General features: G+C 37.8%; 23 protein-coding genes. 8 read left to right on the top strand and 15 right to left on the bottom strand.

Features of this window, described 5'->3' with window-relative positions; translation table 11 throughout:
* Positions 1-175 precede the first annotated feature (175 nt).
* A complete protein-coding gene (locus DYR29_RS08805) occupies positions 176-1,282 on the top strand; it encodes a DNA topoisomerase IB (protein ID WP_213280178.1) in 1,107 nt (368 codons plus the stop codon).
* 134 nt (positions 1,283-1,416) lie between these two features.
* Here the strand turns inward: DYR29_RS08805 and DYR29_RS08810 are convergent, their stop codons facing one another.
* The 13 genes from DYR29_RS08810 to DYR29_RS08870 form a co-directional block, all read right to left on the bottom strand.
* Positions 1,417-2,307: a helix-turn-helix domain-containing protein gene (locus tag DYR29_RS08810; protein ID WP_213280179.1), complete on the bottom strand. Its 891-nt coding sequence runs from the start codon at positions 2,305-2,307 to the stop codon at positions 1,417-1,419.
* Positions 2,308-2,455: 148 nt separating this feature from the next.
* The gene (locus tag DYR29_RS08815; RefSeq protein WP_213280180.1) at positions 2,456-4,702 is read right to left on the bottom strand and encodes a TonB-dependent receptor; all 2,247 of its coding nucleotides are present in this window, start codon (positions 4,700-4,702) and stop codon (positions 2,456-2,458) included.
* 122 nt (positions 4,703-4,824) lie between these two features.
* Positions 4,825-5,712 (bottom strand): urea transporter, encoded by an 888-nt coding sequence (locus DYR29_RS08820; protein WP_213280181.1) that lies wholly within the window; start codon positions 5,710-5,712, stop codon positions 4,825-4,827.
* A gap of 218 nt (positions 5,713-5,930) precedes the next feature.
* Complete coding sequence (locus tag DYR29_RS08825; RefSeq protein WP_142718681.1) at positions 5,931-6,632, bottom strand: hypothetical protein; 702 nt, start codon at positions 6,630-6,632, stop codon at positions 5,931-5,933.
* 140 nt (positions 6,633-6,772) lie between these two features.
* Complete coding sequence (locus DYR29_RS08830; RefSeq protein ID WP_213280182.1) at positions 6,773-7,561, bottom strand: urease accessory protein UreD; 789 nt, start codon at positions 7,559-7,561, stop codon at positions 6,773-6,775.
* Complete coding sequence (gene ureG, locus DYR29_RS08835) at positions 7,562-8,200, bottom strand: urease accessory protein UreG (protein WP_047094673.1); 639 nt, start codon at positions 8,198-8,200, stop codon at positions 7,562-7,564.
* 266 nt (positions 8,201-8,466) lie between these two features.
* Positions 8,467-9,165, bottom strand: coding sequence for an urease accessory protein UreF (locus DYR29_RS08840; RefSeq protein WP_213280183.1), 699 nt, complete (start codon positions 9,163-9,165; stop codon positions 8,467-8,469).
* A complete protein-coding gene (gene ureE / locus DYR29_RS08845; protein ID WP_213280184.1) occupies positions 9,158-9,667 on the bottom strand; it encodes an urease accessory protein UreE in 510 nt (169 codons plus the stop codon). Before ureE ends, DYR29_RS08840 begins: the two co-directional genes overlap by 8 nt.
* Positions 9,657-10,304 (bottom strand): hypothetical protein, encoded by a 648-nt coding sequence (locus DYR29_RS08850; RefSeq protein ID WP_213280185.1) that lies wholly within the window; start codon positions 10,302-10,304, stop codon positions 9,657-9,659. Before DYR29_RS08850 ends, ureE begins: the two co-directional genes overlap by 11 nt.
* 112 nt (positions 10,305-10,416) lie before the next feature.
* A complete protein-coding gene (ureC, locus tag DYR29_RS08855; protein ID WP_047433939.1) occupies positions 10,417-12,138 on the bottom strand; it encodes an urease subunit alpha in 1,722 nt (573 codons plus the stop codon).
* A gap of 1 nt (position 12,139) precedes the next feature.
* On the bottom strand, positions 12,140-12,508 hold the full coding sequence (gene ureB, locus DYR29_RS08860; RefSeq protein ID WP_149386556.1) for an urease subunit beta: 369 nt from the start codon (positions 12,506-12,508) through the stop codon (positions 12,140-12,142).
* Positions 12,509-12,519: 11 nt separating this feature from the next.
* Positions 12,520-12,822 carry an urease subunit gamma gene (ureA, locus tag DYR29_RS08865; protein WP_034697260.1) on the bottom strand — a complete coding sequence of 101 codons (303 nt, stop codon included), beginning with the start codon at positions 12,820-12,822 and terminating at the stop codon, positions 12,520-12,522.
* 156 nt (positions 12,823-12,978) lie between these two features.
* Positions 12,979-13,344, bottom strand: coding sequence for a hypothetical protein (locus tag DYR29_RS08870; protein ID WP_213280186.1), 366 nt, complete (start codon positions 13,342-13,344; stop codon positions 12,979-12,981).
* Between the two features lie 407 nt (positions 13,345-13,751).
* Here DYR29_RS08870 and pruA point away from each other — a divergent pair, with 407 nt between their 5' ends.
* From pruA to DYR29_RS08885, 3 genes are all read left to right on the top strand, one after another.
* Complete coding sequence (gene pruA, locus DYR29_RS08875) at positions 13,752-15,377, top strand: L-glutamate gamma-semialdehyde dehydrogenase (protein ID WP_213280187.1); 1,626 nt, start codon at positions 13,752-13,754, stop codon at positions 15,375-15,377.
* 375 nt (positions 15,378-15,752) lie between these two features.
* The gene (locus tag DYR29_RS08880) at positions 15,753-15,974 is read left to right on the top strand and encodes a cytochrome C551 (protein ID WP_142718673.1); all 222 of its coding nucleotides are present in this window, start codon (positions 15,753-15,755) and stop codon (positions 15,972-15,974) included.
* A gap of 327 nt (positions 15,975-16,301) precedes the next feature.
* A complete protein-coding gene (locus tag DYR29_RS08885) occupies positions 16,302-16,511 on the top strand; it encodes a hypothetical protein (RefSeq protein WP_213280188.1) in 210 nt (69 codons plus the stop codon).
* Positions 16,512-16,910: 399 nt separating this feature from the next.
* On the opposite strand, the gene DYR29_RS08890 is transcribed toward DYR29_RS08885, so the two are convergent.
* Positions 16,911-18,539, bottom strand: coding sequence for an AraC family transcriptional regulator (locus DYR29_RS08890; protein ID WP_213280189.1), 1,629 nt, complete (start codon positions 18,537-18,539; stop codon positions 16,911-16,913).
* A gap of 300 nt (positions 18,540-18,839) precedes the next feature.
* Between DYR29_RS08890 and DYR29_RS08895 the strand changes: the two genes are divergently transcribed.
* Positions 18,840-20,000: a thioredoxin family protein gene (locus DYR29_RS08895; protein ID WP_213280190.1), complete on the top strand. Its 1,161-nt coding sequence runs from the start codon at positions 18,840-18,842 to the stop codon at positions 19,998-20,000.
* A 185-nt stretch (positions 20,001-20,185) separates the two neighbouring features.
* Here the strand turns inward: DYR29_RS08895 and DYR29_RS08900 are convergent, their stop codons facing one another.
* The gene (locus tag DYR29_RS08900; protein WP_213280191.1) at positions 20,186-21,208 is read right to left on the bottom strand and encodes a 3-oxoacyl-ACP synthase III family protein; all 1,023 of its coding nucleotides are present in this window, start codon (positions 21,206-21,208) and stop codon (positions 20,186-20,188) included.
* Between the two features lie 73 nt (positions 21,209-21,281).
* Here DYR29_RS08900 and DYR29_RS08905 point away from each other — a divergent pair, with 73 nt between their 5' ends.
* From DYR29_RS08905 to DYR29_RS08915, 3 genes are read left to right on the top strand one after another with little or no spacing between them, the layout of a single operon-like run.
* A complete protein-coding gene (locus DYR29_RS08905; RefSeq protein WP_047421246.1) occupies positions 21,282-22,181 on the top strand; it encodes a CorA family divalent cation transporter in 900 nt (299 codons plus the stop codon).
* A gap of 43 nt (positions 22,182-22,224) precedes the next feature.
* Positions 22,225-23,811: a patatin-like phospholipase family protein gene (locus DYR29_RS08910; protein WP_213280192.1), complete on the top strand. Its 1,587-nt coding sequence runs from the start codon at positions 22,225-22,227 to the stop codon at positions 23,809-23,811.
* A 44-nt stretch (positions 23,812-23,855) separates the two neighbouring features.
* Positions 23,856-24,356 carry a DUF2199 domain-containing protein gene (locus DYR29_RS08915; RefSeq protein WP_213280193.1) on the top strand — a complete coding sequence of 167 codons (501 nt, stop codon included), beginning with the start codon at positions 23,856-23,858 and terminating at the stop codon, positions 24,354-24,356.
* The last annotated feature ends 51 nt before the right edge of the window (positions 24,357-24,407 follow it).

Genomic DNA, 24,407 nt, shown 5'->3' on the forward strand with positions numbered 1-24,407 from the left:
TGAAAAAGTGGAGCTTTTACAGTATTACGATATTAAGTTTGTTGACACTAACAAGTTGTGAAGCAGTAGAAACAATTTTTAAGGCAGGAATGTGGTGGGGAATTCTCTTAGTCTGTGTAATAGTAGGGATTCTTTTACTGATATTTTCGAAGGGTAAAAACTCTTAACCATGCTTATGGAGAAGAATACAGATTTGGAGATGATTTCTCACCTTAAGCCTTCCAAAATTGTTAAAATAATGAAGGACCCGGAAGCTTCTGCAAAGGCGGTACATCTTGTATATACCACCGATGCAGAAACCGCCGGAATTACCCGTAAGAAAACAGGAAAGAAATATTCCTATTATAAAGACGGTGAAAAAATAAAGGATAAGGACGAAATCACAAGGATCAACAGCCTGGTACTTCCTCCCGCCTGGGAAAATGTATGGATCTGTGCCCTTGACAACGGCCATCTTCAGGCCACAGGCTTTGATGTCAAAAAAAGAAAACAATACCGCTACCATCCTCTTTGGAGCGCTTTAAGAAATCATACGAAATTTTACAGGATGCTTCAGTTCGGATATGCATTACCAAATATCCGGCTGCATGTAGAACAGGATCTTGCGCTGAGAAATTTTGAAAAGCGGAAAATCCTGGCCTTAATTGTAAGCCTTATGCAAAGAACCAATATCCGTATTGGTAATAATGTGTATGAAAAACTGTACGGTTCTTTTGGACTGACTACTTTAAAGGATAAGCATGTAAAGGTAAAAGGACAGAAAATTACGTTCTCTTTTAAAGGGAAAAAAGGCGTTATGCATAACGTTGACCTCAGAAGTAAAAGGCTGGCAAGGCTCATTCAGAAATGTAAGGATATTCCGGGGAAAGAACTTTTCCAGTATTTTGATGATGAAGGAAACCGACATTCTGTGGATTCAGGGATGGTGAATGAGTACATAAAAGAGATCAGCGGCGAAGATTTTACTGCCAAGGATTTCAGGACATGGTCCGGAACGGTAAGTGCTTTGATTGCATTTAAAGAAATTGGTTATGCTGAAAATGACAGTCAATATAAAAAGAAAGTAAAAGAAGCCCTGGAAATGGTTGCAGAAAACCTGGGAAATACATCGGCTGTCTGCAAAAAATATTATGTTCATCCTTTAGTGATCAATCTTTACGAAAACAATACCATCAAAAAATACCTTGACGAACTTGAAATCATAGAAGAAAACGACGGAAAAGCCGATCTGACAAAAGAGGAAAGGCTGGTTCTGAAAATTCTTGAAAATGAGAGGATGTAGGGAATTTTTGGTCAATAGTGAATGGTGAATTTGCTTCGCAGTGAATTTTTTATTCTGTACTTCATCAACTCATTGACTATTCACTTGCGCAGCAAAAATTGACCATTGACATTACACAAATTCGATTCTTTATATCAGACTGAAATCCTGCTGTTATTCAAAAACTGGATTCTGTATTCCTTCGGGGTAATGCCTGCGATCTTTTTAAAAAGCTGGGTAAAATGGGATGCGGTATGAAAGTTCAGTTCGTAAGCAATCTCAGCAATATCTTTACTGGAGTGAAGCAACGCCTTGCTGTAATTGATATCAATCTCATTGATCCACTGTTTGGGGGATTTCTGGGTAACGCCTTTTACACATTTATTCAGATAGCTTTCTGTTACAGACAGTTTATCAGCATAGAACGCCACTCTTTTTTCTCCCACATGATATTTAAACAAAAGATCCCGAAACTGAAGGGACAGTTCCATAGGACGTGTCGCTGACTTATGATGGGTGTCAGAATCTGTGCTCAGCATTTTAATCAAAATAAGATGAAGCATGGTAACAACAACATCATTGATATTGAGGTTGTTTAGCCACAATTCCTGTTCCATAATGGGAAGAAGCTGGGTAATGGTACCATAAGTCAGGCTGTCCAGATTCAGAAAGGGAGTCATGAAAAAAATACTGCTTTTGTGTTTGGGCAGCTCTTGTTCAGACAGAATATTATTTTCATAAGCAAGGAAGAAACCTTCAATATCATCAGACAGTTCTACGGTTGCCGTGATGGTTCCCTGTTTAATGAAGATTACTCCTCCTTTTTCGGCATGGTATTCTTTATTTTCAAGGTATTGTCTGATATGACCGTTGGTAACGAAAATAATGAAATTAAACGTTGTACGGTACGGAATCACCGGCATCAGAATGCCTTTAAGGTAATTTTCTATCCGATAGAGCTGTATATCAGCATTATTGGCTAATATCTTGTCCGTAATATTCGGAAGAAAGAGTTTTTTATATTGAAAATTGGATAGAACTTCCATATCCTTGTTATGATTATTTAAAGTTATACAAAATATTTGAAAGCAAAGGAGGCAGTAAAAGAGTGAAAAAGCTAAAGCATAAATGGTAAAAACCCCGAAACACATATCCCGAAAACTTTCCAAACCTTATACTCTTTCACTCTCCTATTTAAAATTTATAGTACACTCCTACTCTTACTCCAAAGGGGCTTCCAGGTGTGTAGGTAAGATCTGTAACAGGTTCTGCTTCTCCTTTCAGCTGAGTTTCGGTTGCAAACTGAGCTTCATTCCATTTTACATTGAAAAGATTGTTAAGCTGAACATTTGCTCCCCATTTCTGGCGGTTATAGGAAAGCATCAGATCATTTACAAAGTAAGCTTTGGTTCTGATACTGTTATCCTCTACTGCTGGTCTTGCTGCCAGATATCGGTATTGAAGTCCTAAAGAAAAGCCATCCAGGAAATCCCAGTTTACAGATCCTGTACTGGTGACTACCGGAGCCAGCGGAACGTAATCCTGCCCTTTTTCTTCTTCTGTAAATCTGGCATGGGAATAATTGATATCAGCATTCAGATAAAAGTTTTCCAACGGCTGGAAACGAACTCCAAGATCAGCACCGAAGCGTCTTGACTTCCCGGAAGGTTCTACTACGGCATCATCTCCTACATAAACAAATTCCTGCTGCAGATCCATATACCATAATGCCGGAGTAATAATCAGTGATTTGAACGGATGTAATCTTACCCCGAAATCTGCTCCAATAGAATACGGAAGGGTATTTTCGTTTTTATTGGGAACAACCACTCTCAGGTCATTGGAGTGGAAGCCCATCCCTGTTTTCAGGAACCACATTACGTTATCGTTCTGAGCGTAAGAGAAGTTTAATTTTGGACTCAATCTTGTTGCTTCTTTTGATTGTCCGGACGGTAATTGCTCTGCATCCAGCAGATTATGCATATTAAAAATAAAATGATCTACTCTCAAAGCAGGATTGATGGTCCATTTTCCGGTTTTCCATACCAGTCCTGAGTACGCATGAAGATTCGTTTCTGTTCCTGTCACATCCGATAGTCTGTCAAGCAGCATATCTCTGTGATAAACATGATTAAGCTGTAAAGTATTAATATCGTCATTTCTTAATCCTATTCCTGAAGTCCAGTTTAAAGAGCTGTTTGCAAGAGAAAATGTCTTTGTATATTTCACTTCGGCTCCATAAATATTTCTTCCGTCAGTCTGCTGAATTTCATCTCCATGATCTTTATCTTTTAAATTAAAAGTGAAATCAGAATACAGATTGAAATTATATTTTGAATAGAAAGCCATGGCATCAATCTGCTCGAAAGGAGAAATAATGTGTTTGAAATTCATCTGAAGGTTTGTTCTGGAAGTTTTACCACCTTCTGTAGGGTCAATACTTCCCCATCTGCCAATGATTCCCTCATCTACAGCACGTTCCGGGATCTGTCCGGAAGCATTCCATGAAGAATTGAATGTTGAGAACTGAATGTTGAAATAATCTTTATCCGTAAGCCACTGGTTATATTTCCCGAAAATATTGACTCTGTTGAAATTCTGTTTTACATCAAAAGGTCCGTCTGTATAGTTGTATTCTGCTGCTATATAGGCATTTTTTCTTCCCAGATCATCATGTAGAATATTGAACATTCCCAACACTCTTTTTGAATTGAATGAACCTCCTTCCAGTTTAATCATACTGTTTTTCAACCCATTGTATGTTTGAAAATCTACATAACCTGCGGTATTAAAATCTCCACGATCCATATAATAGGCCCCTTTTCCGAAGTCAATATTATTTACAGTTTCAGGAATTACAAAGTGTAAGTCAGAATATCCCTGTCCATGGGCATGAGATACAATATTGACCGGCATTCCGTCCACATTAACGCTGACATCAGTACCGTGGTCTGCATCAAATCCTCTTAAAAAAAGCTGTTCAGCCTTTCCTCCTCCGGCATGCTGTGCAATAAACAATCCCGGAACTTTTCTCAATAAATCCTGTGCTGAATTTACCGGAAATTTATTCAGATCCACTTTGGTAATGGCTGATAAAAACGAACTGTGATTGATGGCCACTTCAGAAATCTGAAAAGGCTTATGCTGTAAGAAAATAACTTTATTTTTATCTTCATCGCCGGTTACCACCCATTTTATCTCATCATATCCCTGACGGCTGATCACAAGGGTATCAGGAAGGGATTTCACAGGGATGGCAAACATACCATCTGCCGCTGTATGAGTATGGCTGTTCCCGTGATCATATTTTACCAAAGCATCTGCAATGGGAAATTTGTCATCTGCATCTTTAATCAGCAACTGTTTCTCTGTTTCCTGCGCCATCATTTTTCCACTGAATGCCATTACCAGAAATACGGCTGCTATTTTTGTTATTTTCATTTTTTGTTTAGTTAAATTATAAATTAGATAAGAGATAATAGACGAAGAGATGAGAGACTGGAAAAAATTCTCACTCTTAAAGTTCCACAACTCTCAAACCATTCAACTCTCAAACTCAAAAGCTACGCTTTCGCTTTAAGAAATATTTTTTGAATTAAAAGTGTAATCCATGTTCCGGCTACGAATGGGAAAGTAAATACTCCTCCAACGATATCCAGGCAGTGATTGTCTATTAAAAGATCATCAATCGCGATGGTAATAAGGACAGCAATTAGTACCCATAGACCGTCTGTTTTTTTGACTCCGGAAAAAACGATAGCAGAAAGTACTGCATTAAAACCAAATAATCCCATGTGGATTTCTTTGATGGGTTCTCCGTTCAACTGTGATAATCCTGCACCGAGAATAGATGCTGCCAGCCCATATAAAGCGGCTATGGGAGAACTGATGAAAACGGCTAGGAAGAAAATCATTCCTGAAAGTACTCCACCCTGAAATATTACCTCACCAAAACCATTGGTACAGGCTAGAAAGTCATCATAGTCTGTAGGCACCACTTCACTGCTCAACATTGCAGAGGGTGGAATATGGGTAAAATGATGGAGTGCAAATACCAAAATCCATGTGATGATAATGAAAGGAAAAGTAAACACCGGAATTTTCTTCTGAATAAAGAAATGCTGAATAACAGCCGCCAATGCTCCACCCAGCACTATTAAAACCCAGATCAGCAATGTAGTCTCAAATAAAAAGGACAACGCCACTCCTACAAGTGCTGCACTAAAGCCGTAAAGTCCGGCATTAATTTCAGACTTGGCATAGTTAAGCTTCATTGCAGTAAAAGTTCCGGCTGCCGTTGAAAGCAATACCGCCACGCCGCACTGCCAGCTTCCCTTAAAGATTCCTATGAGAAACAGAAGTCCTGTCCACCTGTTTTCCTGAAGCATAATCTGCCCGATTCCTTTTAAAATATGGTCTATAAAAGGTATTTTTTTGAAAAATTCGTTCATAGTTTTTTTAATTGTATTAATGATTGTGGATATTAAGATAAGAGACGGATAGATGATAGACATTGGAAACAGAATCAATTTTGCTTCGTAAGTGAATGGTGAATGGTGAATTGTCAATTTTCAGTGAAAGGATAACAACGTTAAACTTTAAACTTTAAACAATTCCACTCTCAAACTTTCTTACCCTCAAACTCTACCACTCGAATCCCGAAACTCGTTTACCATCCAAGAAAGACCATTCCGACCCCGCAAACGGTTACTACAGCTCCGCTCACTACTCCCATATATCTTTCTAGTTTTTCGGTATTGAACAGTGTTGAATAACCATAACGTCCCAGAAGAACCATTCCAAGCATTGTCAAAACGGTAGTTACAGTGAAAGAAGTTACCAGAACAGCAATTTCAGACATTGAGTGTTTTACTCCTGAATAAAATAATAAAGGAATTAAAGGTTCGCTGGGTCCCATCACAAAAATCATGAAAAGTACAAGTGGAGTCACTTTTATTCTTTTTTGAGGCATTACCACTTCACTGTGATTATGTTCGTATACATAAACGTCATCACCCATTACATCAAAATGCTTATGAGGTTTGTTTCTGATTGCCTGAATGAGGCCATATACCAGATAAACACCTCCAAAAATAAGCAGCGCCCATCCAGAGAAATTCCCTCTGATATCCTGAAACCAGGAGATTTTATTGAGCTGCCATCCAAGGAAAACCCCGATAAAGCCTAAAATCAGAGAACTGAATACGTGTCCGAAACCGCAGACAACCGTTAATATTGCTGTTTTCATTCCGCTCCATTTTTTGGATTTTGAAATCACGATGAAAGGCAGGTAGTGATCCGGCCCTGAAGCGGTATGTATGAAACTTATTGAAACGGCACTCAAAAGAAGTGCCCAAACTGTACTATCCATTTTTTATTAATTCTGTTATTTCAGATTCTTTATTAAGTTTTGGCTAAAGCCAATGGAAGATTTCTTTTTGTTAAGCGGGCTAAAGCCCACTTCTATATAGCATCCTTGTCAAGGTTCAAAACCTTGACAAGGATCTCCTTTTACTCCAACGACCAGAGAATTTCCTGAATATGCAGGAAGAAATTGTACATCAATTCTCCTCCATGTCCCAAAGCTCTTACTACAAAACCATCGTCATCCATTGCAGAAACCCCTACTTCCATTTGTTCATGATGCTGTGCTGCGGCTTCAATAATCTCTTCAATCAATCCGTTTTTATCTACATTTTCCTTCGTACTATAGAAGATCAGGGTTCCCTGGTGGGTATACTGTTCCAGATTTCCGATGCTGCTGATCGGGATCATATCAGGTTGAATGAGAACATTGTCTTTTACTACCAGCTTATTGTTATGGTAAATTTCCATTACATTCTGAAAACGCTTCAGTTTAAAAACTTCTCCATAATGTTTTCTTCCGCAGGTGATGATCTCACTAATGATAATCTGACTGTTGTTCCCGATATGAATATTCGCTTTACTCTTAAAATTGGAATCTTCATGCGGAACTATAGGATGAGGAACGTAAGCAAAAGACGTTTCTTCTTCCATGGAAACATTAAGTTCCTGAAGTGCTTTATCTTTCATGTTGAAAAGCCTCTGATAGGATTGCGACTGCAGTTGAAGAGCAGCCCCTTTTTCAAGAGCAATATCCAGATGATAATGGTCTCCGTCCAGAATCCCCGGAGAGGAGCTCATCACCATCTGATAGAGCTTTTTGTCACTTTTCCGCTGTCCTACAGAAACTACTCTGAAAGGAAGTGAGACATAAAGATCTTTCACATAGGATTCTCCTCCCTTGAATCCTGCAATTATATTTAAACGACTGTCCATTTATCTTACTAAGTTCGGTTCTTCAATTTCTTCCAGAAGAGCATATTTTTTAATCCAACCTATTACTTTGTCCAGTCCTTCATCTGTTTTAAGGTTTGTGAATACAAAAGGATTTCCTTTTCTCATTCTTCTGGCATCATTTTCCATTACCTCAAGGCTGGCTCCTACGTAAGGGGCAAGGTCAATTTTATTGATGATCAGTAAGTCTGACCTTGTAATACCAGGCCCTCCTTTTCTAGGAATTTTTTCTCCTTCTGCCACGTCGATGATGAAAATAGTAACGTCTGCAAGGTCCGGACTGAACGTCGCTGAAAGGTTATCTCCTCCACTTTCGATAAGAACCAGTTCGATCTCCGGGAAACGTGCTGCCAATTCATCTACGGCTTCAAGGTTCATACTTGCATCTTCGCGGATGGCAGTATGAGGACATCCTCCTGTTTCTACTCCAATAATTCTGTCGTGGGGAAGAAGGCTATTTTTAGCCATAAATTCAGCATCTTCTTTGGTATAAATATCATTCGTGATGACTCCAAGGTCATAAGTCCCGAATAATTTTCTGCTTAAACGTTCCAGTAATGCAGTTTTTCCTGAACCTACAGGCCCTGCAACTCCTACTTTTATATATTTTCTGTTTTCCATTTTTTCTAAAATTTTATTTGTTTTTTAACGCTATGGGCGCTAAGTTTTTTTGATTGTAATATTTTACGATCGCAAGGGCGTTTCACTCAGCAAAGAGCACCTTATTTCACGTATAATTTTTTATTAATTGAGAATATTGTAAAAGGTGCAAAGGCATTTCATTCGGCTTAGAAGCATTCATATTCATTGGGTCCCACACTTTTTCACTTTCTTAGCTTTCCTTCTTTCTTTTTTCATCCTGCCTTTACTTCCTTTTTGCCTTTTCCTTAAGACATATAAAGTCTTGAATACAATCTCTCGTGCTGCATACATCTGATATCGAAAGCGGTATTACAAAGTCCTACCATATCTCTGTCCAGTTCTATTGTTTCTAAAGCTGTTTTTTCCATTACAGGATATAATGAGAATAGAATATCTTGTCCGTCCAACTGTCCAAGAGGAACAAGTTTTACCGCATTGGTAATCATTCCCGCAACGGAGGTGTAATAGAATCCTAAAAGAGCTTCGTATAAAGGAATTTTCATCAGGTAAGCATAAACTCCAAACACAATACAGTAATGGGAATTGGCTTCTTTATGCTGCACTGCTTTTTCAAACGCTTCCATAAAAGGGAAACGGTCTCTTCTTTTAAAGATTTTGATCAGCCTGATCCCCAGTTTCTGACTGGCCTGACGGATTTCTTTCGGGCATTTTATAGCGTTGCACTCATTATCCAGAAGTAACAATTCCTGTAAATCTCCTTTTTCAGCTGCTTCATAAGCCAGTTTTACAAAAGCTCCATCATTGAATTTAAGGTTGTACTGAAGCATATTCTGTACAAATTCTTTGGCGGTGGCTAGATTATGTACAATCCTTTCCTGTACGTAGGTTTCAAGTCCGTTGGAATGGGTATAGCCCCCGATGGGAAGTGTAGGATCTGCAAGATGAAGCAGTCCTGACAGGAAGTTTATGTTGCTATTATTCATCTTTCGGGGCGGCCATTTTTAAGATTTTTGTAAAGATTGTTGATCCCAGACTTCCGTGCCCGTGAGGTTCTACATTAGATTTAAGAAGATTCAACAACTTCACAGATTGTTTCTCCGGTTTGAATCCGCTTGCTTCCAGCCATCTGAACATTGGCATTTCAAAAGGAAGCAAAACTTGATCATTCTGAATGAAAAGCGGAATATGTTTGTTTCCGATCTCATAACATACGGTACCCATCTCCAACAATGATGTGGGTGACATTACGATAGCCTCTGTTTCCAAAACATTGACCACGATTATTTTTTCTGCATCCTCAAAAAGAATATCTCCTTCACGTAAGCGTTGGCCTTCTCTGAGAAATTTGATAGCTACATCAATTCCCTGTCTGGTTTTTTTACGCTGGATTCTTTTGGTAGTTTCAAACCATTCCAGATCAAGATAATCTATGGTTTTCCCTGTAGGATTTTCTGAGAGATTGCCTATGATTTGATTAATTATCATTTTTGGATTTTTTTCTAAAGTCTAAGTTTTTGGAGATTCCTACCCCGAATGTTGAACCACTGATTCCCGCTACATAATTTTTCGTCCAGCCTTCTTCTTTTGTTTTAGTCTGAAGCATTGATAGTTCTGCAAATTTGAATTTCAGAGCCCAGCCTCCTCCAAGCAATATTCCAATCAAAGGATAGGCACGAAGACGGAATCCGTTAAAGTTCTGCATCGCATCGGCAGCCGTTGACAGCTGTTGTCCCCAGACATAGTGAGCATCTACCTGCCCGATCAGTACAAAGTATTTTCCAAGCATCAATGAAGGGCTGTACCAAATACCTGCTTCATTTTGTTTATAGACTACATTGTGATCAACGGTATTCTGTGAATATGCATAATTGACTCCGATAAGATCATTATTGTTGATGAAGTACCCTACTCCAAGCGGCGCACTTGATACCGTACTGCTGCTGCTGGATGGAGTTGTAAGTTTAGAATAGTCTAATGAACCGTACACCATAAACTGCCCTTTGGGTCCGTCTTCATCTCTTTTAAGCCTGTGCCCTCCAAGGAACTGAGCGCTTACATTTCCTGAAAGCATAGACATTCCGGCTACGGCAAGAGAAACAACTGTTTTATTTAAATTTTTCATTTTAAACTTAGTTCTATAATTGTTTTAAAATATGGACTGATAAATCTTTTTTGTTGTTAAATAAACCTAACAGGTTTTTGAAACCTGTTAGGTTTTATTCCTAAAATTTATCTTAGAACAAGTAATACAACTGTGTTAAAGGAAGTGTTTCCGCAGGTTCACAAGTGATGTATTCTCCATCTACCGTTACTTTATAGTTTTCAGGATTCACTTCAATTAAAGGTGTCTTATCATTATGGATAAGGTCTTTTTTTGAAATATTTCTACAGTTTTTCACCGGAAGAATCATTTTTTCCAGCTTGTAAGAAGCAATTGTTCCGTTATCAATAGAGATCTGGGAAACGAAGTTGGCACAAGTCCCGAACTTAGCTTTTCCGTGGGCTCCGAACATATTTCTGTAAATAATCGGTTGAGGTGTTGGAATGGATGCATTTGGATCTCCCATTTTAGCAGCAATTACAAATCCTCCTTTTACAATCATTTCCGGTTTTACCCCGAATAATGCAGGTTTCCAGATCACCAAATCTGCCAATTTTCCTTCTTCAAGAGATCCCACATATTCTGAAATACCATGGGCTATAGCTGGATTGATGGTATATTTTGCTACATATCTTTTTGCACGGTAGTTATCGTTTCCACTGTCTTTATCTTCAGCAAGATCACCTCTCTGCTCCTTCATTTTGCTTGCTGTCTGCCATGTTCTTGTGATCACTTCTCCCGGTCTTCCCATCGCCTGAGAATCTGAACTCATGATACTAAAAACTCCCATATCATGAAGGATATCTTCTGCAGCAATAGTTTCAGGACGGATACGGGAATCTGCAAACGCCACATCTTCAGGAATGTTTTTACTCAGGTGGTGACAAACCATCAGCATATCTAAATGCTCATCGATTGTATTTACAGTGTAAGGGCGCGTAGGGTTTGTAGAAGCTGGCAATACATTTGGATACATAGCTGCTTTGATAATGTCCGGTGCGTGACCTCCACCAGCTCCTTCTGTGTGGAAGGTGTGGATTACTCTTCCGTTGATCGCTCTCATTGTATCTTCAAGAAATCCTCCTTCATTCAGAGTATCGGTGTGGATGGCAACCTGAACGTCATATTTATCAGCTACTTTCAATGCAGCATCAATCGTCGCAGGAGTTGCTCCCCAGTCTTCATGGATTTTTACTCCTAAAGCTCCGGCTTCCACCTGTTCTTCGATAGGTTCTTCTGCTGAACAGTTCCCTTTTCCGAAGAAACCAAGGTTCATAGGATATTCTTCTGCCGCTTCGAGCATTTTCTGCATATTGAATTTTCCCGGAGTTACTGTTGTTGCGTTGGTTCCGTCGTTTGGACCTGTTCCTCCGCCAATCATAGTAGTAATTCCACTGTATAAAGAAGTTTCGATCTGTTGAGGACAGATGTAATGAATGTGAGTATCAATACCTCCGGCTGTTACGATATATCCTTTTCCACCGTGAACTTCAGTTGATGCCCCGATGATCATATTAGGAGATACACCATCCATCGTATCAGGATTTCCAGCTTTTCCGATTCCTACAATTTTCCCATCTTTAATTCCGATATCTCCTTTTACAATTCCCCAGTGGTCAATGATAACAGCTCCGGTGATACAAAGGTCTAAAACACCTTCGTCTCTTTTAGCGGTAACATTTTGCCCCATCCCGTCACGTACGGTTTTTCCCCCTCCGAAAACGGCTTCGTCTCCATAATGCGTGAAATCTTTTTCAATTTCAATAATAATTTCGGTGTCTCCCAGTCTGATTTTATCTCCGGCTGTAGGACCTAATATATTGGCGTATTGTTTTCTGTCTACGTGTAAGCTCATCTTAGTGATTTTTAAAGTTTAATTCTTCAACTTTTGCAAGGCTCGCTCTTTTCTGTTCTTCGGAATCTACCTGTCCGTCCACAAGATTATTGAAGCCCATTGCTTTTTTGGTTCCTCCTATTTCTACCAATTCCACTTCTTTTTCTTCTCCCGGTTCAAAACGTACTGCAGTGCTCGCTACAATATTCAGTCTCTTTCCGAAAGCTTTTTCACGGTCAAAGCTCATCGCTTTATTAACTTCAAAAAAGTGGAAGTGTGAACCTACCTGAATAGGGCGGTCTCCTGTATTGGTTACTTTTATTTTTACGGTTTCTCTGCCTTCATTGCAGATAATTGTACCTTCTTTTACGAAAATTTCTCCTGGTATCATAGTCAGTAGTATTAGCGAATTGGGTTGTGTACGGTTACCAGCTTAGTCCCATCCGGGAAAGTGGCTTCAATCTGAACATCGTGGATCATTTCTGATACGCCAGGCATTACATCCTCTTTGGTAAGAAGATTAGCGCCTTCCTGCATCAGTTCAGCTACTTTTTTACCATCTCTTGCTCCTTCAAGCAAAAAGTGGCTGATCAGTGCTATTGATTCAGGATAGTTTAATTTAAGGCCTCTTGCTTTTCTTTTCAGAGCGAGTTCGCCTGCCAGAAATAGCATAAGCTTCTCCGTTTCTCTCGGTGTTAAGTGCATAGTATTTTTATTTAAAAATTGGACAAACAATATCCTGTTCACCTCTCTGTAAAGGCAAATAGATATATTCAAAAGTGTAAAGTGGGAATGATTCTTACGGATCTGTATTGACATGAATACAAACCACAACGGATCATTAAAAATTAAGAAAAGGGATTAGCAGCCCGCTATCTGCAGGCAATGATACAGGATGTATCTTGGTGCTGTAATATAAATACGGTTTTGAACAGCCGCAACCTGTGTATTGTAAGTATAACCTGCAAAGAAATAGTGCAACCACTGCTGTGCAAGTATTGAGTAATCAAATTTTACTTTCTCCCAGTCATTGGAATCCTGTACATCCTGCACATCTGAAAAACTATACATTTCAGGCTGGGTCTGCTGATCGGATTTCTGCTGAAGGAGATTAATTTTTGAAAGAATATCAGAGTATGGTTGAGTTTTCCCTTTATGTGCAAAAAGACCTGCACACAACGCTGAGAAAAATAAGACAAAAGAGAAAAATAGGACTCTTTTTTTCATACCTGTTAATAATGGTGTAAAATTAGAACAATCCTAAAACCCCGGCTATCAAAAAAATTATTTAAAATGTTCAAAATCGCAACAAATACAATTTTATGTAATTTTAACATTTCATGATAAATCCCTTATTCATAATACTTAAGCATTACTTTTGAACTATGACAAATATTTTATTGTCCTTATTCCTGTAATTATGAATATCTGCCTCATCTTTTTCTTCTATTTAAAATATCGGATAAATACATCTGTTATTCTTAATACAACATGTTAAAAAACCTTTATTCATTAATGATTGCTTAACAATAAGCTTTATTTCATAAAAACAGACGGTATTTTTTTCTTTCCTTATAATTATCGTAAATTTGTATACACATCTTATTTAATTTAATAAAATAATAAAACGTAATATGTCAAAAGCAATTTCGCAAGTACCATTAGCGGTAAATGAGCCCGTAAATTCTTATGAGCCGGGGTCTCCGGAGGTTAAAAGCCTTATCGACACTTATAAAAAAATGTGGGCAGAGAAGGTAGAAATCCCAATGATCATCAATGGAAAAGAAGTGAAAACTGATACAAAAGTACAGCTTCAGTCTCCACAGGATCATGCTCATGACTTCGGATTTTACTACCAGGGTGGTATGCAGCATGTGGATGACGCTATCAACGCGGCATTGGCAGCTAAACAGGAATGGAATGAACTAGGCTGGGAACAGCGTGCAGCAATTTTCTTAAAGGCAGCTGATCTTTTGGCTGGTCCTTACAGAGATGTAATTAATGCTGCTACAATGATTGGACAGTCTAAAAATGTACACCAGGCTGAAATTGATGCAGCTTGTGAGTTCATCGACTTCTTAAGATTCAATGTAGAGTTCATGACAGAAATGTATGCTGAGCAGCCGGTTTCTGACAATGGAATCTGGAACCGTGTTGAGTACAGACCATTAGAAGGATTCTGTTTTGCAGTAACTCCGTTCAACTTTACAGCGATTTCCGGAAACCTTCCTACTTGTATGGCAATGCTAGGAAACGTTGTCGTTTGGAAGCCTTCTGACAAGCAGGTATATTCTGCAAAAGTAATCATGGATGTATTGACAGAAGCGGGTCTTCCTGCAGGGGTAATCAACATGATCTTTACAGATGGTAAAGAAACTGCTGAAAAAGTATTGGCTCACCGTGATTTTGCGGGTCTTCACTTCACAGGTTCTACAAAAGTATTCCAGGGAATGTGGAAAATGATTGGTGACAATATCCACAACTATAGAACATATCCAAGAATTGTTGGAGAAACAGGTGGTAAAGACTTTGTAATTGCTCACCCATCTGCTAACGTAGAAGCTGTAGCTACTGCATTGGTAAGAGGTGCTTTTGAATATCAGGGACAAAAATGTTCTGCTGCTTCAAGAGCTTATGTACCTAAATCTCTTTGGGCTGACGTGAAAAAAGTAATGGAAACTCAGATGAACTCTATCAAAGTAGGTTCTCCGGAAGATACTTCTAACTTCGTAAACGCTGTAATTGACAAAAATTCTTTCGAGAAATGTAAAGGATATATTGACAGAGCTAATGCTTCAGGTGAAGCTACTGTTGCTATAGGTGGAAAATATGACGATTCTAAAGGATGGTTCGTACACCCAACAGTAATTGAAACCACAAATCCTCACTACGAAAGTATGGTAGAAGAGATCTTTGGCCCAATCTTGTCAATCTACGTATATGAAGATCAGAACTGGAAAGAAACTCTAAAACTGGTAGATTCTACTTCTCCTTATTCATTAACAGGTTCTGTATTCTCACAAGACCGTTATGCTATCAATGAAGCTTATAAAGCTTTGGAGAATGCTTCAGGTAACTTCTATATCAACGATAAGCCAACAGGTGCCGTAGTAGGACAACAGCCTTTCGGTGGTGGTAGAGCTTCAGGAACAAATGATAAAGCAGGTTCTAAAATGAATCTTCTAAGATGGGTTTCTGTAAGAAGCGTAAAAGAAACTTTTGTTTCTCCAAAAAATTACAAATATCCATATCTAGGGTAATAAAACGATAAATGATCATTGATAAATGATTAAACAGCCTCGGAATTTCGGTTTCGGGGCTTTTTTGTGGTGAGAGACGGGGTGCGAGGATTCAGAGTTCAACGTTCAAGGTTTAAGGTTTAAGGTTTAAGGTTTAAGGTTTAAAGTTACTAGTATCTATAAATACACTTTTACTCCTTCAATACTCAATATTCTCCCCCAAACTCTCTAACCCTCCTACTCTCACATACTGTAACTTCTAATCCCTACAATCCGTTACCTGCTACCCGTTACCTAACATCTTTTAACAAACTTTACCTATATTTTACGATTTCCCCTACCCTCTTAGGAATAATTGTTGATTTTCAATACGTATACACCCCAAAATAAAATAGTATGAAAAAGTTATTGCTAACAGCCGTCGGAATAGGAATATTTGCAGTGAGCTGTGGAACCAAAGAATCGACAATGTCATCAAGCAGCCGTGATTCAGCGACAGTAGATAATGCACAAAAAAGCATACCGCCTACCACAACTGATACAACGACTACAAAAATGACAAATCCTGACAGTATCAAGATCAAAAAGGATTCTGCGGTGATGTCTCCTGTCAAATAGTATTGATACACGTTCAATTTAAAATGGAAAATCTGCAGATGAAAGCGCTGCAGATTTTTTTATTGAATAACCGGAAATGTTGGGTTTATCATGAAGTTTTAGCCTTAAAAGACTATTATTTAGGTTTTGGCTAAAGCCAATGGATGTAAGATTTATGGTTAGCTGGGTTAAAACCCAGCCCTATTGAATTTTAATGACAAGATCTTTTATCTTTTATCTTTTATCTTTTATCTTTTATCTTTTATCTTTTATCTTTTATCTTTTATCTTTTATCTTTTATCTTTTATCTTTATATTTGATTAATACCAAACATTAAAATATACCCCTATGAAAAAATTCTGGATAGGAGCAGTTCTTGGACTTCTTTTCCTTGGAAGTTGTGCTCAGAATAAAGAAAAAAGAGAGGAATACAAAGACGCCCACAATAAGGATTCTTTAAGAAACAGAATGGGAGACTCTGCTGTAGCCAATTCGATACCCGCTCCGGCAGCTGCCGATACTTCAAAAACAAAACCCGACAGTACAAAGGTTAAATAAAATCACAAATCCACAGACTTCTGTGGATTTGCACTTAAAAAAACTTGACTGAAAAAAAACCGGGCAATCAACCCCGATTATGAGTTATGGTTTATATTCTGAACAGAATACTTCCTTTGAAAATAAAATGGGAATTGTGATGTCTCAATAATGAAATATACACTTGTTCTATATAGTAATTTTCATGGCTTAGTTTTCAGCCGGGGATGATGATCTTACGATGTATCTTAATTTCAGAAAAAGATATTTCTTCAAAAATTAAAAGAGATAAGCTGTAGTATAATGGTGTTCATGTCCCTCGAACTAGCGCAAAGATAGGATAGCAAAGCGTTTCTGTAAAATAATAGGTTGTTCATTTTCGCGAAAATGGCAAGATAGAATTTAAAAATCTCCCTCTTTTTAATCATTTTCAGGAAAATGGATATTTTTATCTGATTGATTTTCAGCATCAAGATATTTGATATAGGCCGATGGAGAATAATCTGTGACTGCTTTGAAAACTGCAGCAAATTTACTGTGCGAAGAGAAGCCGCACTCATCCGCAAGGATGCTTATTTTATATTGTCTGTACTTCTCATCATTGATCAGTTTATCCACAATATATTTGATTCTCAAACGGTTAATGTACGATTTAAAATCAGCACTCTTATGCTGATTGATTACATAAGACAGATACTTTGTATTGGTATTCAATTCACCTGCAAGGAAAGAAAGAGACATCCCTTTATTGTTATAGAGATCACCTTTCTCAAAATCTTCAAGAAGTTCAAGCAGCTTTGATTCCGTTTCGGAAGTCATCAGAGAATCATTTCGTCTTCGGTCTGTCTCAGAATCTTTTTCATCAATTTCTTCCACAGATATATTGGAAAATTCAGAATCATGAGGTTGTTTTAAAGGATGATTGCTCCTGCTGCTGATCATATTCAACTGGGCTCTTATGATATTTCTGAACTTTGAACGTTGTTTTTTCTGCTTTGTTCTGAAGAAAACAAGTAACCCAATCAGTAAAGTAAACAGGACAATAATGGTAGCATTTTTCACCAGATTCATATGTCCGTTCTTTTTGCTGGTCTTCCCTTTTGGAATCTCTTCTTCTTTCATTGTGAAGCTTTGATTGCGGGCTTCAATGCTATCATAGGCACGTACATATTTTACAGCATATAAAGAGGCTTTAAAATTATCCCCGGTCCCTTCGTAATAATCATTGATATTAGAGTATACTGCTTTTTTCAGCTTAAGACTTCGGGAAGTATCTGCTATTTTTTCTGCTTTTTTCAGGTATAGTTCGGCATCTTTCCAGTTTTTCTGCTTCAGGCGAATTCCTCCCAGACCATTATAAACCAATCCAAGTGTACAGCTCCTGACCTTAAGCAGGCTTTCAGCTTTTCTGTAATAATTTTCTGAAACCGGATAGTCATTAAGTTTGAAATAAACATCACCCAGCAGCTGATAAGAGGCAGCAGCTGTTCTGTTTTCGTTACGGCTGTTTATTCTTTCAAAATATTTCAGGGAAGATTCTATGAATCGTATGGCATTGGAATAATTACCCAGCTCCATTTCATAGAAAGCCATTTCCTGATTCAGAAGCCCTGCCGCTTCATTGCTTTTTTGAAAATCAGTGATCCTGCCAGAAGCTTCCAGCCCTTTTATAATGTATTTTTTAGATCTTTCGTATAACCCTACCTGTCTATATTGTCTGGCAAGTAATCTGGTGACAACAGCCATCCGTTCAGGGTCGTTAATCTGATTGATCACCGAATATGCATTTTCACTATAACAAATAGCTTTTTTAAGCTCACCGGCATGATGATAAAGTTCTGAAGAAAGGATAAGACATTGTATTTTCTCTGAAGGCTTCTGTGCCAACATATAAAGAGAATCTGCTGTCTTGATCGCCTTTGGTAAATCCTTATGCGCCGTAACAGAAGAGGTTCTTTCACAGATAAGGTCAAAGCTGTTTTTTTTCTGAGCGAATATGGGGACTGCTGTTGCCAGCAAAAACAAAAATTTCAGGAGATTCTTAGACATACAAAAACAAATTATTATTTTTATTTTATAATAATTCATCATTATTTTCACGGGTGTCTTTTTGTTTTTTACAAAACTAGTGATATTTTATTTTTTATTAAAATATTATATTGAAATTTAATCATTTAACTTAAAACAGTGTTTTACATTAATTTTAATAATTAGACCCAAATAATAAATGATTTTCCTTCATATAAACCGATGTATGTTTTAAAACTAAAGTTCCTTTATAATTATTTTCAATGTGAACGGCTCATGTGTCATCATATTTATTACATTTGCAGGGAATAAAAAGTTTTTATGAAAAAAATAGCAATACTTTCCTCAATCTTTATAGGAGTTCTTGCATGGGCACAGGGAATTAAATTTGAAGACAGCAATTTTGCCTCTATCCTTGCCAAAGCAAAAAAAGAAAACAAACTGGTCTTTATAGATGCATATGCTTCATGGTGTGGACCTTGTAAACTAATGGTAAAAAATATCTTCCCGCTTCAGTCTGTGGGTGACTACTATAATTCTCACTTCATCAATGCTAAAATTGATATGGAAAAGGGTGAAGGAATTGAGTTGGCTAAAAAATATAATGTAAAAGCATTCCCTACTTATCTGTTTATTGACGGAAACGGTGAAGCGGTACACAGAACTTTAGGCTATGTTGAAGAGAAAGACTTTATCCAGTTTGCCAAAGATGCTGAAGATCCGAACAAAAGATTAACTTCTTTGAAGCAGCAGTTTGAGAAAGGAGAAAAAGACCCTGAGTTCTTAAAGAATCTTGCAGGGCTTACCATTTATAACGATGCTGAGTTTGCCGGTAAAGTACTTAACCGTTATTTCCAGCAGAAACCAACTTTGGATCAGGAAGATGTTCAAATGCTTCTTTCAGGGGTTCAAACTATAGACAGCCCTTTGTACAAGATTTTTCAGGATAAAAAAGCAGATATCGTTAAATTCTTTCCGGAAGATAAGTATGAAAAGTTTGACAAAAACATCAAGCTGAATACCATCTCCAAAAAAGCATATAACGCAGAGACCAAAAAATGGGACGATAACTATTTCATGTCTGAAACTCAGAAATTTTTAAGCAAAGAGGAAGCTGACAAGATTTTAAAAAGAATGAAAGCCAACAGAGCTTTAAAGAATAAGGATATTCCTGAGTATGAAAAACTGATCCTTGATTTGTACAAGGACTATTCTGCAGCAGGTTCTGAAGAGCTGAATTCTCTTGCATGGAACTTCTTTGAAAATGTAAGCAATAAGACTTCTCTGGAAAAAGCAATTGCGTGGGCACAGGAATCTGTAAAGAAAGACCAGAATTTTGCCAATACCGATACTTTAGCGAATCTTTACAATAAGGTTGGCGATAAGAAAAATGCAAAAACATGGGCTGAAAAGTCTATTGAACTGGCAAAAAGCACAGGACAGGATTCTACTGACACTGAAAAATTATTGAAAAGCCTTTAATTAGGAATACCATAAAATAAAGACCGCAGAACTGAAGTTCTGCGGTCTTTTTTATGTTGTTTAATGAGTAGATGCTGACAACCACCCCGTCAAAAATTCTTTGAATTTTCGCCACCCCTCCAAAGGATGGGAATTTTCACGTCTCCAGTTGTGATATAGTGAAAATAAGCAATTATTGTCTTCTCTTAGTATTCAAACAGAACACTTCCCCATGTAAATCCGCTTCCGAAAGCTGAAAGAAGGACCAAATCTCCTCTTTTGATTTTCCCTTGTTCAATCGCTTCACTTAAAGCAATAGGAATAGAAGCAGCGGTTGTGTTTCCGTATTTCTGAATATTGTTAAATACTTTTTCGTTCGGTAAACCAAATTTTTCCTGTACAAACTGAGCAATTCTAAGGTTCGCCTGGTGTGGAATAAACATATCAAGATCTTGAACTGTTTTTCCTGCTTTGTTCAAAGCTTCCATCATTGTTTCAGGAAATCTTGTTACGGCATGTTTGAATACGAAGTTACCGTTCATGATTGGATATACTTCTTTATTGGTTACATTTTCAGGCTCTTTTCTCATTCTGTCACTCCATCCGAATTTTGAACCCGGGAACTGAGTACAAAGTTCGTCTGCATATTTACCTTCAGAATGCATATTCACAGCTAAAATATCTCCTGCATTTTCATCTTCGGTAGCTGAAAGTACCACTGCTCCTGCTCCATCTCCGAAAATAACAGAAACTCCTCTTCCTTCATCAGAAAAATCTAAGCCGAAAGAATGAACTTCAGCTCCTACCACAAGAATATTTTTGTAAGTGCCTGATTTAATAAATGCATTCGCAACACTCATAGAATATACAAATCCGGAACATTGATTTCTCACGTCCAATGCTCCAATTGTATCACATCCAAGCATGTCCTGAAGCAATACTCCACTTCCAGGAAAATAGTAATCCGGAGAAAGGGTTGCAAAAACAATAAAATCAATATCTTTTGAGGTAAGACCAGCATTCTGAATAGCTTTTTCTGAGGCCTTAAATGCTAGATAAGCCGTAGTTTCCTGAGCGTCATTCCTGTTTTTTCTATGTCTTCGTTCCTTGATACCCGTTCTTTCTGTAATCCATTCATCATTAGTGGTCATCAGTTTTGCTAAATCATCATTTGTAACAACGTTATCTGGAACATAAAATCCCACACCTTTTATTGTACTTTTAATCATATAGTTTTTTAATTTTGGCAAAGATAAAACTTATTTAACACATAGTTTTTCAAAATATTAGTATTTTTACTTTATGCCAATTGATACGATATACAGAACCTCCCAGTGCGAATGGGTAGATGTAGAGGCTCCTACTGCAGAAGACCTGAAATTTCTTCATGAAAGATATGAAATCAATAATCTTCTGCTGGAAGATACCATGGATCCCAACCACCTTCCCAAATATGAAGAAGACGGGAATGTCAAGTTCTTTCTCCTTCGTGAAAGTACAGAGCTGGAAAGAAAGAATCTGAACACCATCAGTGATATCAGCACCAAGATTGGAATTTTTCTGGTGGAAAATACCATTATCACCATCCACAGGATGAAAACCAGAAGTATAACGGAAGTCAAGAAAAAAGTCTCTTTGATTCAGGAAGACCTTAATCCTCAGCAGATCACGCTGATGATTGCAATATTGATCATGAAAAGTTTTGATGATGAATCTTTAAGCCTGTTCGAGACTATGGACAATATAGAGAATGAGATTTTCCTTAAAAACACCAATCATACCAGCCAGATCCGCCGTCTTTATAAACTGAAACGAAAATCAGGATTAAATTCACGGGTACTGGTGATTTCTACAGATGCCATTGATAAATTTAAATTATTGAATTTACAGGACTCTGAGTTTGTTGATTTGAAAGATAAGCATAAAGATGTTGTGGCGGATTTTGATCATCTGAATATCCAGATTACCAACCTTATTTCTATGTTCCTGGCACTTTCGGATCAAAAGGCCAACCAAGTGATGAAAGTTCTCGCTATCTATTCTGTTTACTTTTTACCCATCACCTTTATTGCCGGGGTTTATGGCATGAACTTCGATAATATGCCTGAGCTTCATCATAAATACGGTTATTTTATAACGCTTGGGGCGATGGCAACGGTTGTGATCAGTACTTTTATTTATGTGAGACGAAGACAATGGTGATTAATTTTTGTCTTTAACCCAAACACCATCAAAACAAAATATCATGACCACTGAAAATCTCAACAAGATTCTGGAAGATTCTTCTCTTTCGCAGGCTTCCAAAGATAAACTGGCCGCTTTGCATGAGAATATATCGGCTAAAGAATTCTCCGATCTCCTGGATCAGTCCGGCAATCAGTACATAGAGTTTGTACAGGAAGGGGGTGGTGTCTGGGGAAGTGCATTGGTAGGCTATCTTTACGGATTGGAAATATTCGGAATACGTTTTCTGAAAGTAGCAGGAACGAGTGCCGGAGCCATTAATACGATGCTCATTGCAGCCTGCAAAACCAAAGAAGAGTCCAAAAGTGAACTTATCAAAGATATCCTTTTCAGCTGGGATTTTTCCGATTTTATGGATGGAAAAACCTATGTGAAAACAACGCTCCATGCAATGCTTAACAATAAGGATTTTTTTAAGATCAATGCCATTATTGCTGCGATCCTGTTCATTATCCTGATCAGTATTCCTTTTTTAGCTTCTTCAACTACTATACTGAATGCCAAGCTGATGTTTTTGATTCCTCTGATTCCCGCGGTCATTCTCTTTTTCTGCATTCAAAAGCTGTATCATAATTTCAGAAAGGAAAACAGCGGTCTCAATCCCGGAAATGCTTTTCAGAACACGATGCAAAATGCACTGGATCAATTTGGAATAAAAACGGTGGCCAACCTCAACGAAAAATTTATTCAGAAAGAACGGGATCTGAACCTTAACTACCGGTATGGAAATGGTCAGGAATATTACACCATGACTCTGCAAAGTATCGAAAAGATTAAAATAAAAAATAAGGAACATATTGACCAGACCCGATATAGAATTTTCTATGAAAGCGCCCTCAATAATGATTATTATAAAAACAATCCATTTTACCTTCTCAAATCTGAATATGTTGTCATTACCACCGATATCAATGCAAAAATTAAGGTGGAACTTCCTACGATGGCCAATCTCTACTGGTCCGAAGAGGAACTGAAACACATCAGTCCGGCTGAGTTTGTAAGAGCATCTATGGCTGTCCCTTTTTTCTTTGAACCTTTTCAGAAACAAATCGATAAAGACGATAGTTCCGTAAAGTATGCCTGGAGATATTGGATGAATACCAAGCCGGAAGACATCAACCCTGCCGGGGTTTTCATTGATGGAGGCAGTATTTCCAATTTCCCTATTGATCTGTTTCATGCTGATGAAGTTTTTTATCCGAGAATGCCACTTTTCGGAGTACAGCTGACAAGTGATTCTGCTATTCTTTCGGAAAGAGGGAAAACCAGTGCGGAAATCCTTAAAACACCCTTCAGCTATGCCGGAAATATCATCAGTACATTGAAAGGTTTTAATGACAAAACCTTCCTTACCAAACATACTTTTTACCGTTTATACAGTATACAAAGTGTCAACTGCGGTACGAGCAGCTGGTTGAATTTCTTTATGAAAAGAGAAGAAAAGGAGGAGCTTTTCAACAGAGGTTTCCAGGCTGCCCTAGATTTTCTCAACGGATTCGACTGGGAAAAGTACAAATATGAAAGAATGATGCTTACGATGAAAGAGAAGAAAATACTGAAAGAAGAGGATACGCCTACGGTGGGATAAGGATTTTGCTTTAAATTAGAATCAACATTATAAATAAATATACGATGACAAAATACATCTGTCGATGCTGTGGAGAAGAAAAAGAAGACTGGCCGGCAATAGCTTATACATACCCTTATTTCTATTCCTGCTTATCTGAAGAAGAAGTAAAGAATGCTGAACTCAGTTCAGACCTTTGCGTTGTAAAAGAGGAAGAAGATACCCATAGATTTATCCGTACTGTTCTTGTACAGGAAGTCACCGATGACTGCAGAGATCTGGATTACGGAATCTGGGTTTCACTGAGTGAAAAGAATTTCAATGAATATGTTGAAAATTATGATAATAAGGAATTTGAAGCTGAATATTTCGGCTGGCTTTCTACCTATCTTCCCGATTATGAGTTTGAGGAAAGTGTTCCTACAACTGTGGTGGTAAATAATTCTATCGGTCGCCCTTTTGTCTATCCTCACCAAAGTTATGACCATCCGTTTGTATATGATTTTTATAATGGAATTTCAAAAGAAGAAGCAGAGAAAAGGATTAATCGGGTTTTAAATAAATAGAAAATGAAATCAATTTACAAGTACCTATTTTTTATCGGATTATCAATGTTT

Source organism: Chryseobacterium indologenes, assembly GCF_018362995.1.
GTDB classification, from domain to species: domain Bacteria; phylum Bacteroidota; class Bacteroidia; order Flavobacteriales; family Weeksellaceae; genus Chryseobacterium; species Chryseobacterium indologenes_G.

Coding starts and splice junctions, on each gene's coding strand:
- DYR29_RS08805 (WP_213280178.1), top strand. CDS start 176: ATGGAGAAGAATACAGATTTGGAGATGATTTCTCACCTTAAGCCTTCC.
- DYR29_RS08810 (WP_213280179.1), bottom strand. CDS start 2,307: ATGGAAGTTCTATCCAATTTTCAATATAAAAAACTCTTTCTTCCGAAT.
- DYR29_RS08815 (WP_213280180.1), bottom strand. CDS start 4,702: ATGAAAATAACAAAAATAGCAGCCGTATTTCTGGTAATGGCATTCAGT.
- DYR29_RS08820 (WP_213280181.1), bottom strand. CDS start 5,712: ATGAACGAATTTTTCAAAAAAATACCTTTTATAGACCATATTTTAAAA.
- DYR29_RS08825 (WP_142718681.1), bottom strand. CDS start 6,632: ATGGATAGTACAGTTTGGGCACTTCTTTTGAGTGCCGTTTCAATAAGT.
- DYR29_RS08830 (WP_213280182.1), bottom strand. CDS start 7,561: ATGGACAGTCGTTTAAATATAATTGCAGGATTCAAGGGAGGAGAATCC.
- ureG (WP_047094673.1), bottom strand. CDS start 8,200: ATGGAAAACAGAAAATATATAAAAGTAGGAGTTGCAGGGCCTGTAGGT.
- DYR29_RS08840 (WP_213280183.1), bottom strand. CDS start 9,165: ATGAATAATAGCAACATAAACTTCCTGTCAGGACTGCTTCATCTTGCA.
- ureE (WP_213280184.1), bottom strand. CDS start 9,667: ATGATAATTAATCAAATCATAGGCAATCTCTCAGAAAATCCTACAGGG.
- DYR29_RS08850 (WP_213280185.1), bottom strand. CDS start 10,304: ATGAAAAATTTAAATAAAACAGTTGTTTCTCTTGCCGTAGCCGGAATG.
- ureC (WP_047433939.1), bottom strand. CDS start 12,138: ATGAGCTTACACGTAGACAGAAAACAATACGCCAATATATTAGGTCCT.
- ureB (WP_149386556.1), bottom strand. CDS start 12,508: ATGATACCAGGAGAAATTTTCGTAAAAGAAGGTACAATTATCTGCAAT.
- ureA (WP_034697260.1), bottom strand. CDS start 12,822: ATGCACTTAACACCGAGAGAAACGGAGAAGCTTATGCTATTTCTGGCA.
- DYR29_RS08870 (WP_213280186.1), bottom strand. CDS start 13,344: ATGAAAAAAAGAGTCCTATTTTTCTCTTTTGTCTTATTTTTCTCAGCG.
- pruA (WP_213280187.1), top strand. CDS start 13,752: ATGTCAAAAGCAATTTCGCAAGTACCATTAGCGGTAAATGAGCCCGTA.
- DYR29_RS08880 (WP_142718673.1), top strand. CDS start 15,753: ATGAAAAAGTTATTGCTAACAGCCGTCGGAATAGGAATATTTGCAGTG.
- DYR29_RS08885 (WP_213280188.1), top strand. CDS start 16,302: ATGAAAAAATTCTGGATAGGAGCAGTTCTTGGACTTCTTTTCCTTGGA.
- DYR29_RS08890 (WP_213280189.1), bottom strand. CDS start 18,539: ATGTCTAAGAATCTCCTGAAATTTTTGTTTTTGCTGGCAACAGCAGTC.
- DYR29_RS08895 (WP_213280190.1), top strand. CDS start 18,840: ATGAAAAAAATAGCAATACTTTCCTCAATCTTTATAGGAGTTCTTGCA.
- DYR29_RS08900 (WP_213280191.1), bottom strand. CDS start 21,208: ATGATTAAAAGTACAATAAAAGGTGTGGGATTTTATGTTCCAGATAAC.
- DYR29_RS08905 (WP_047421246.1), top strand. CDS start 21,282: ATGCCAATTGATACGATATACAGAACCTCCCAGTGCGAATGGGTAGAT.
- DYR29_RS08910 (WP_213280192.1), top strand. CDS start 22,225: ATGACCACTGAAAATCTCAACAAGATTCTGGAAGATTCTTCTCTTTCG.
- DYR29_RS08915 (WP_213280193.1), top strand. CDS start 23,856: ATGACAAAATACATCTGTCGATGCTGTGGAGAAGAAAAAGAAGACTGG.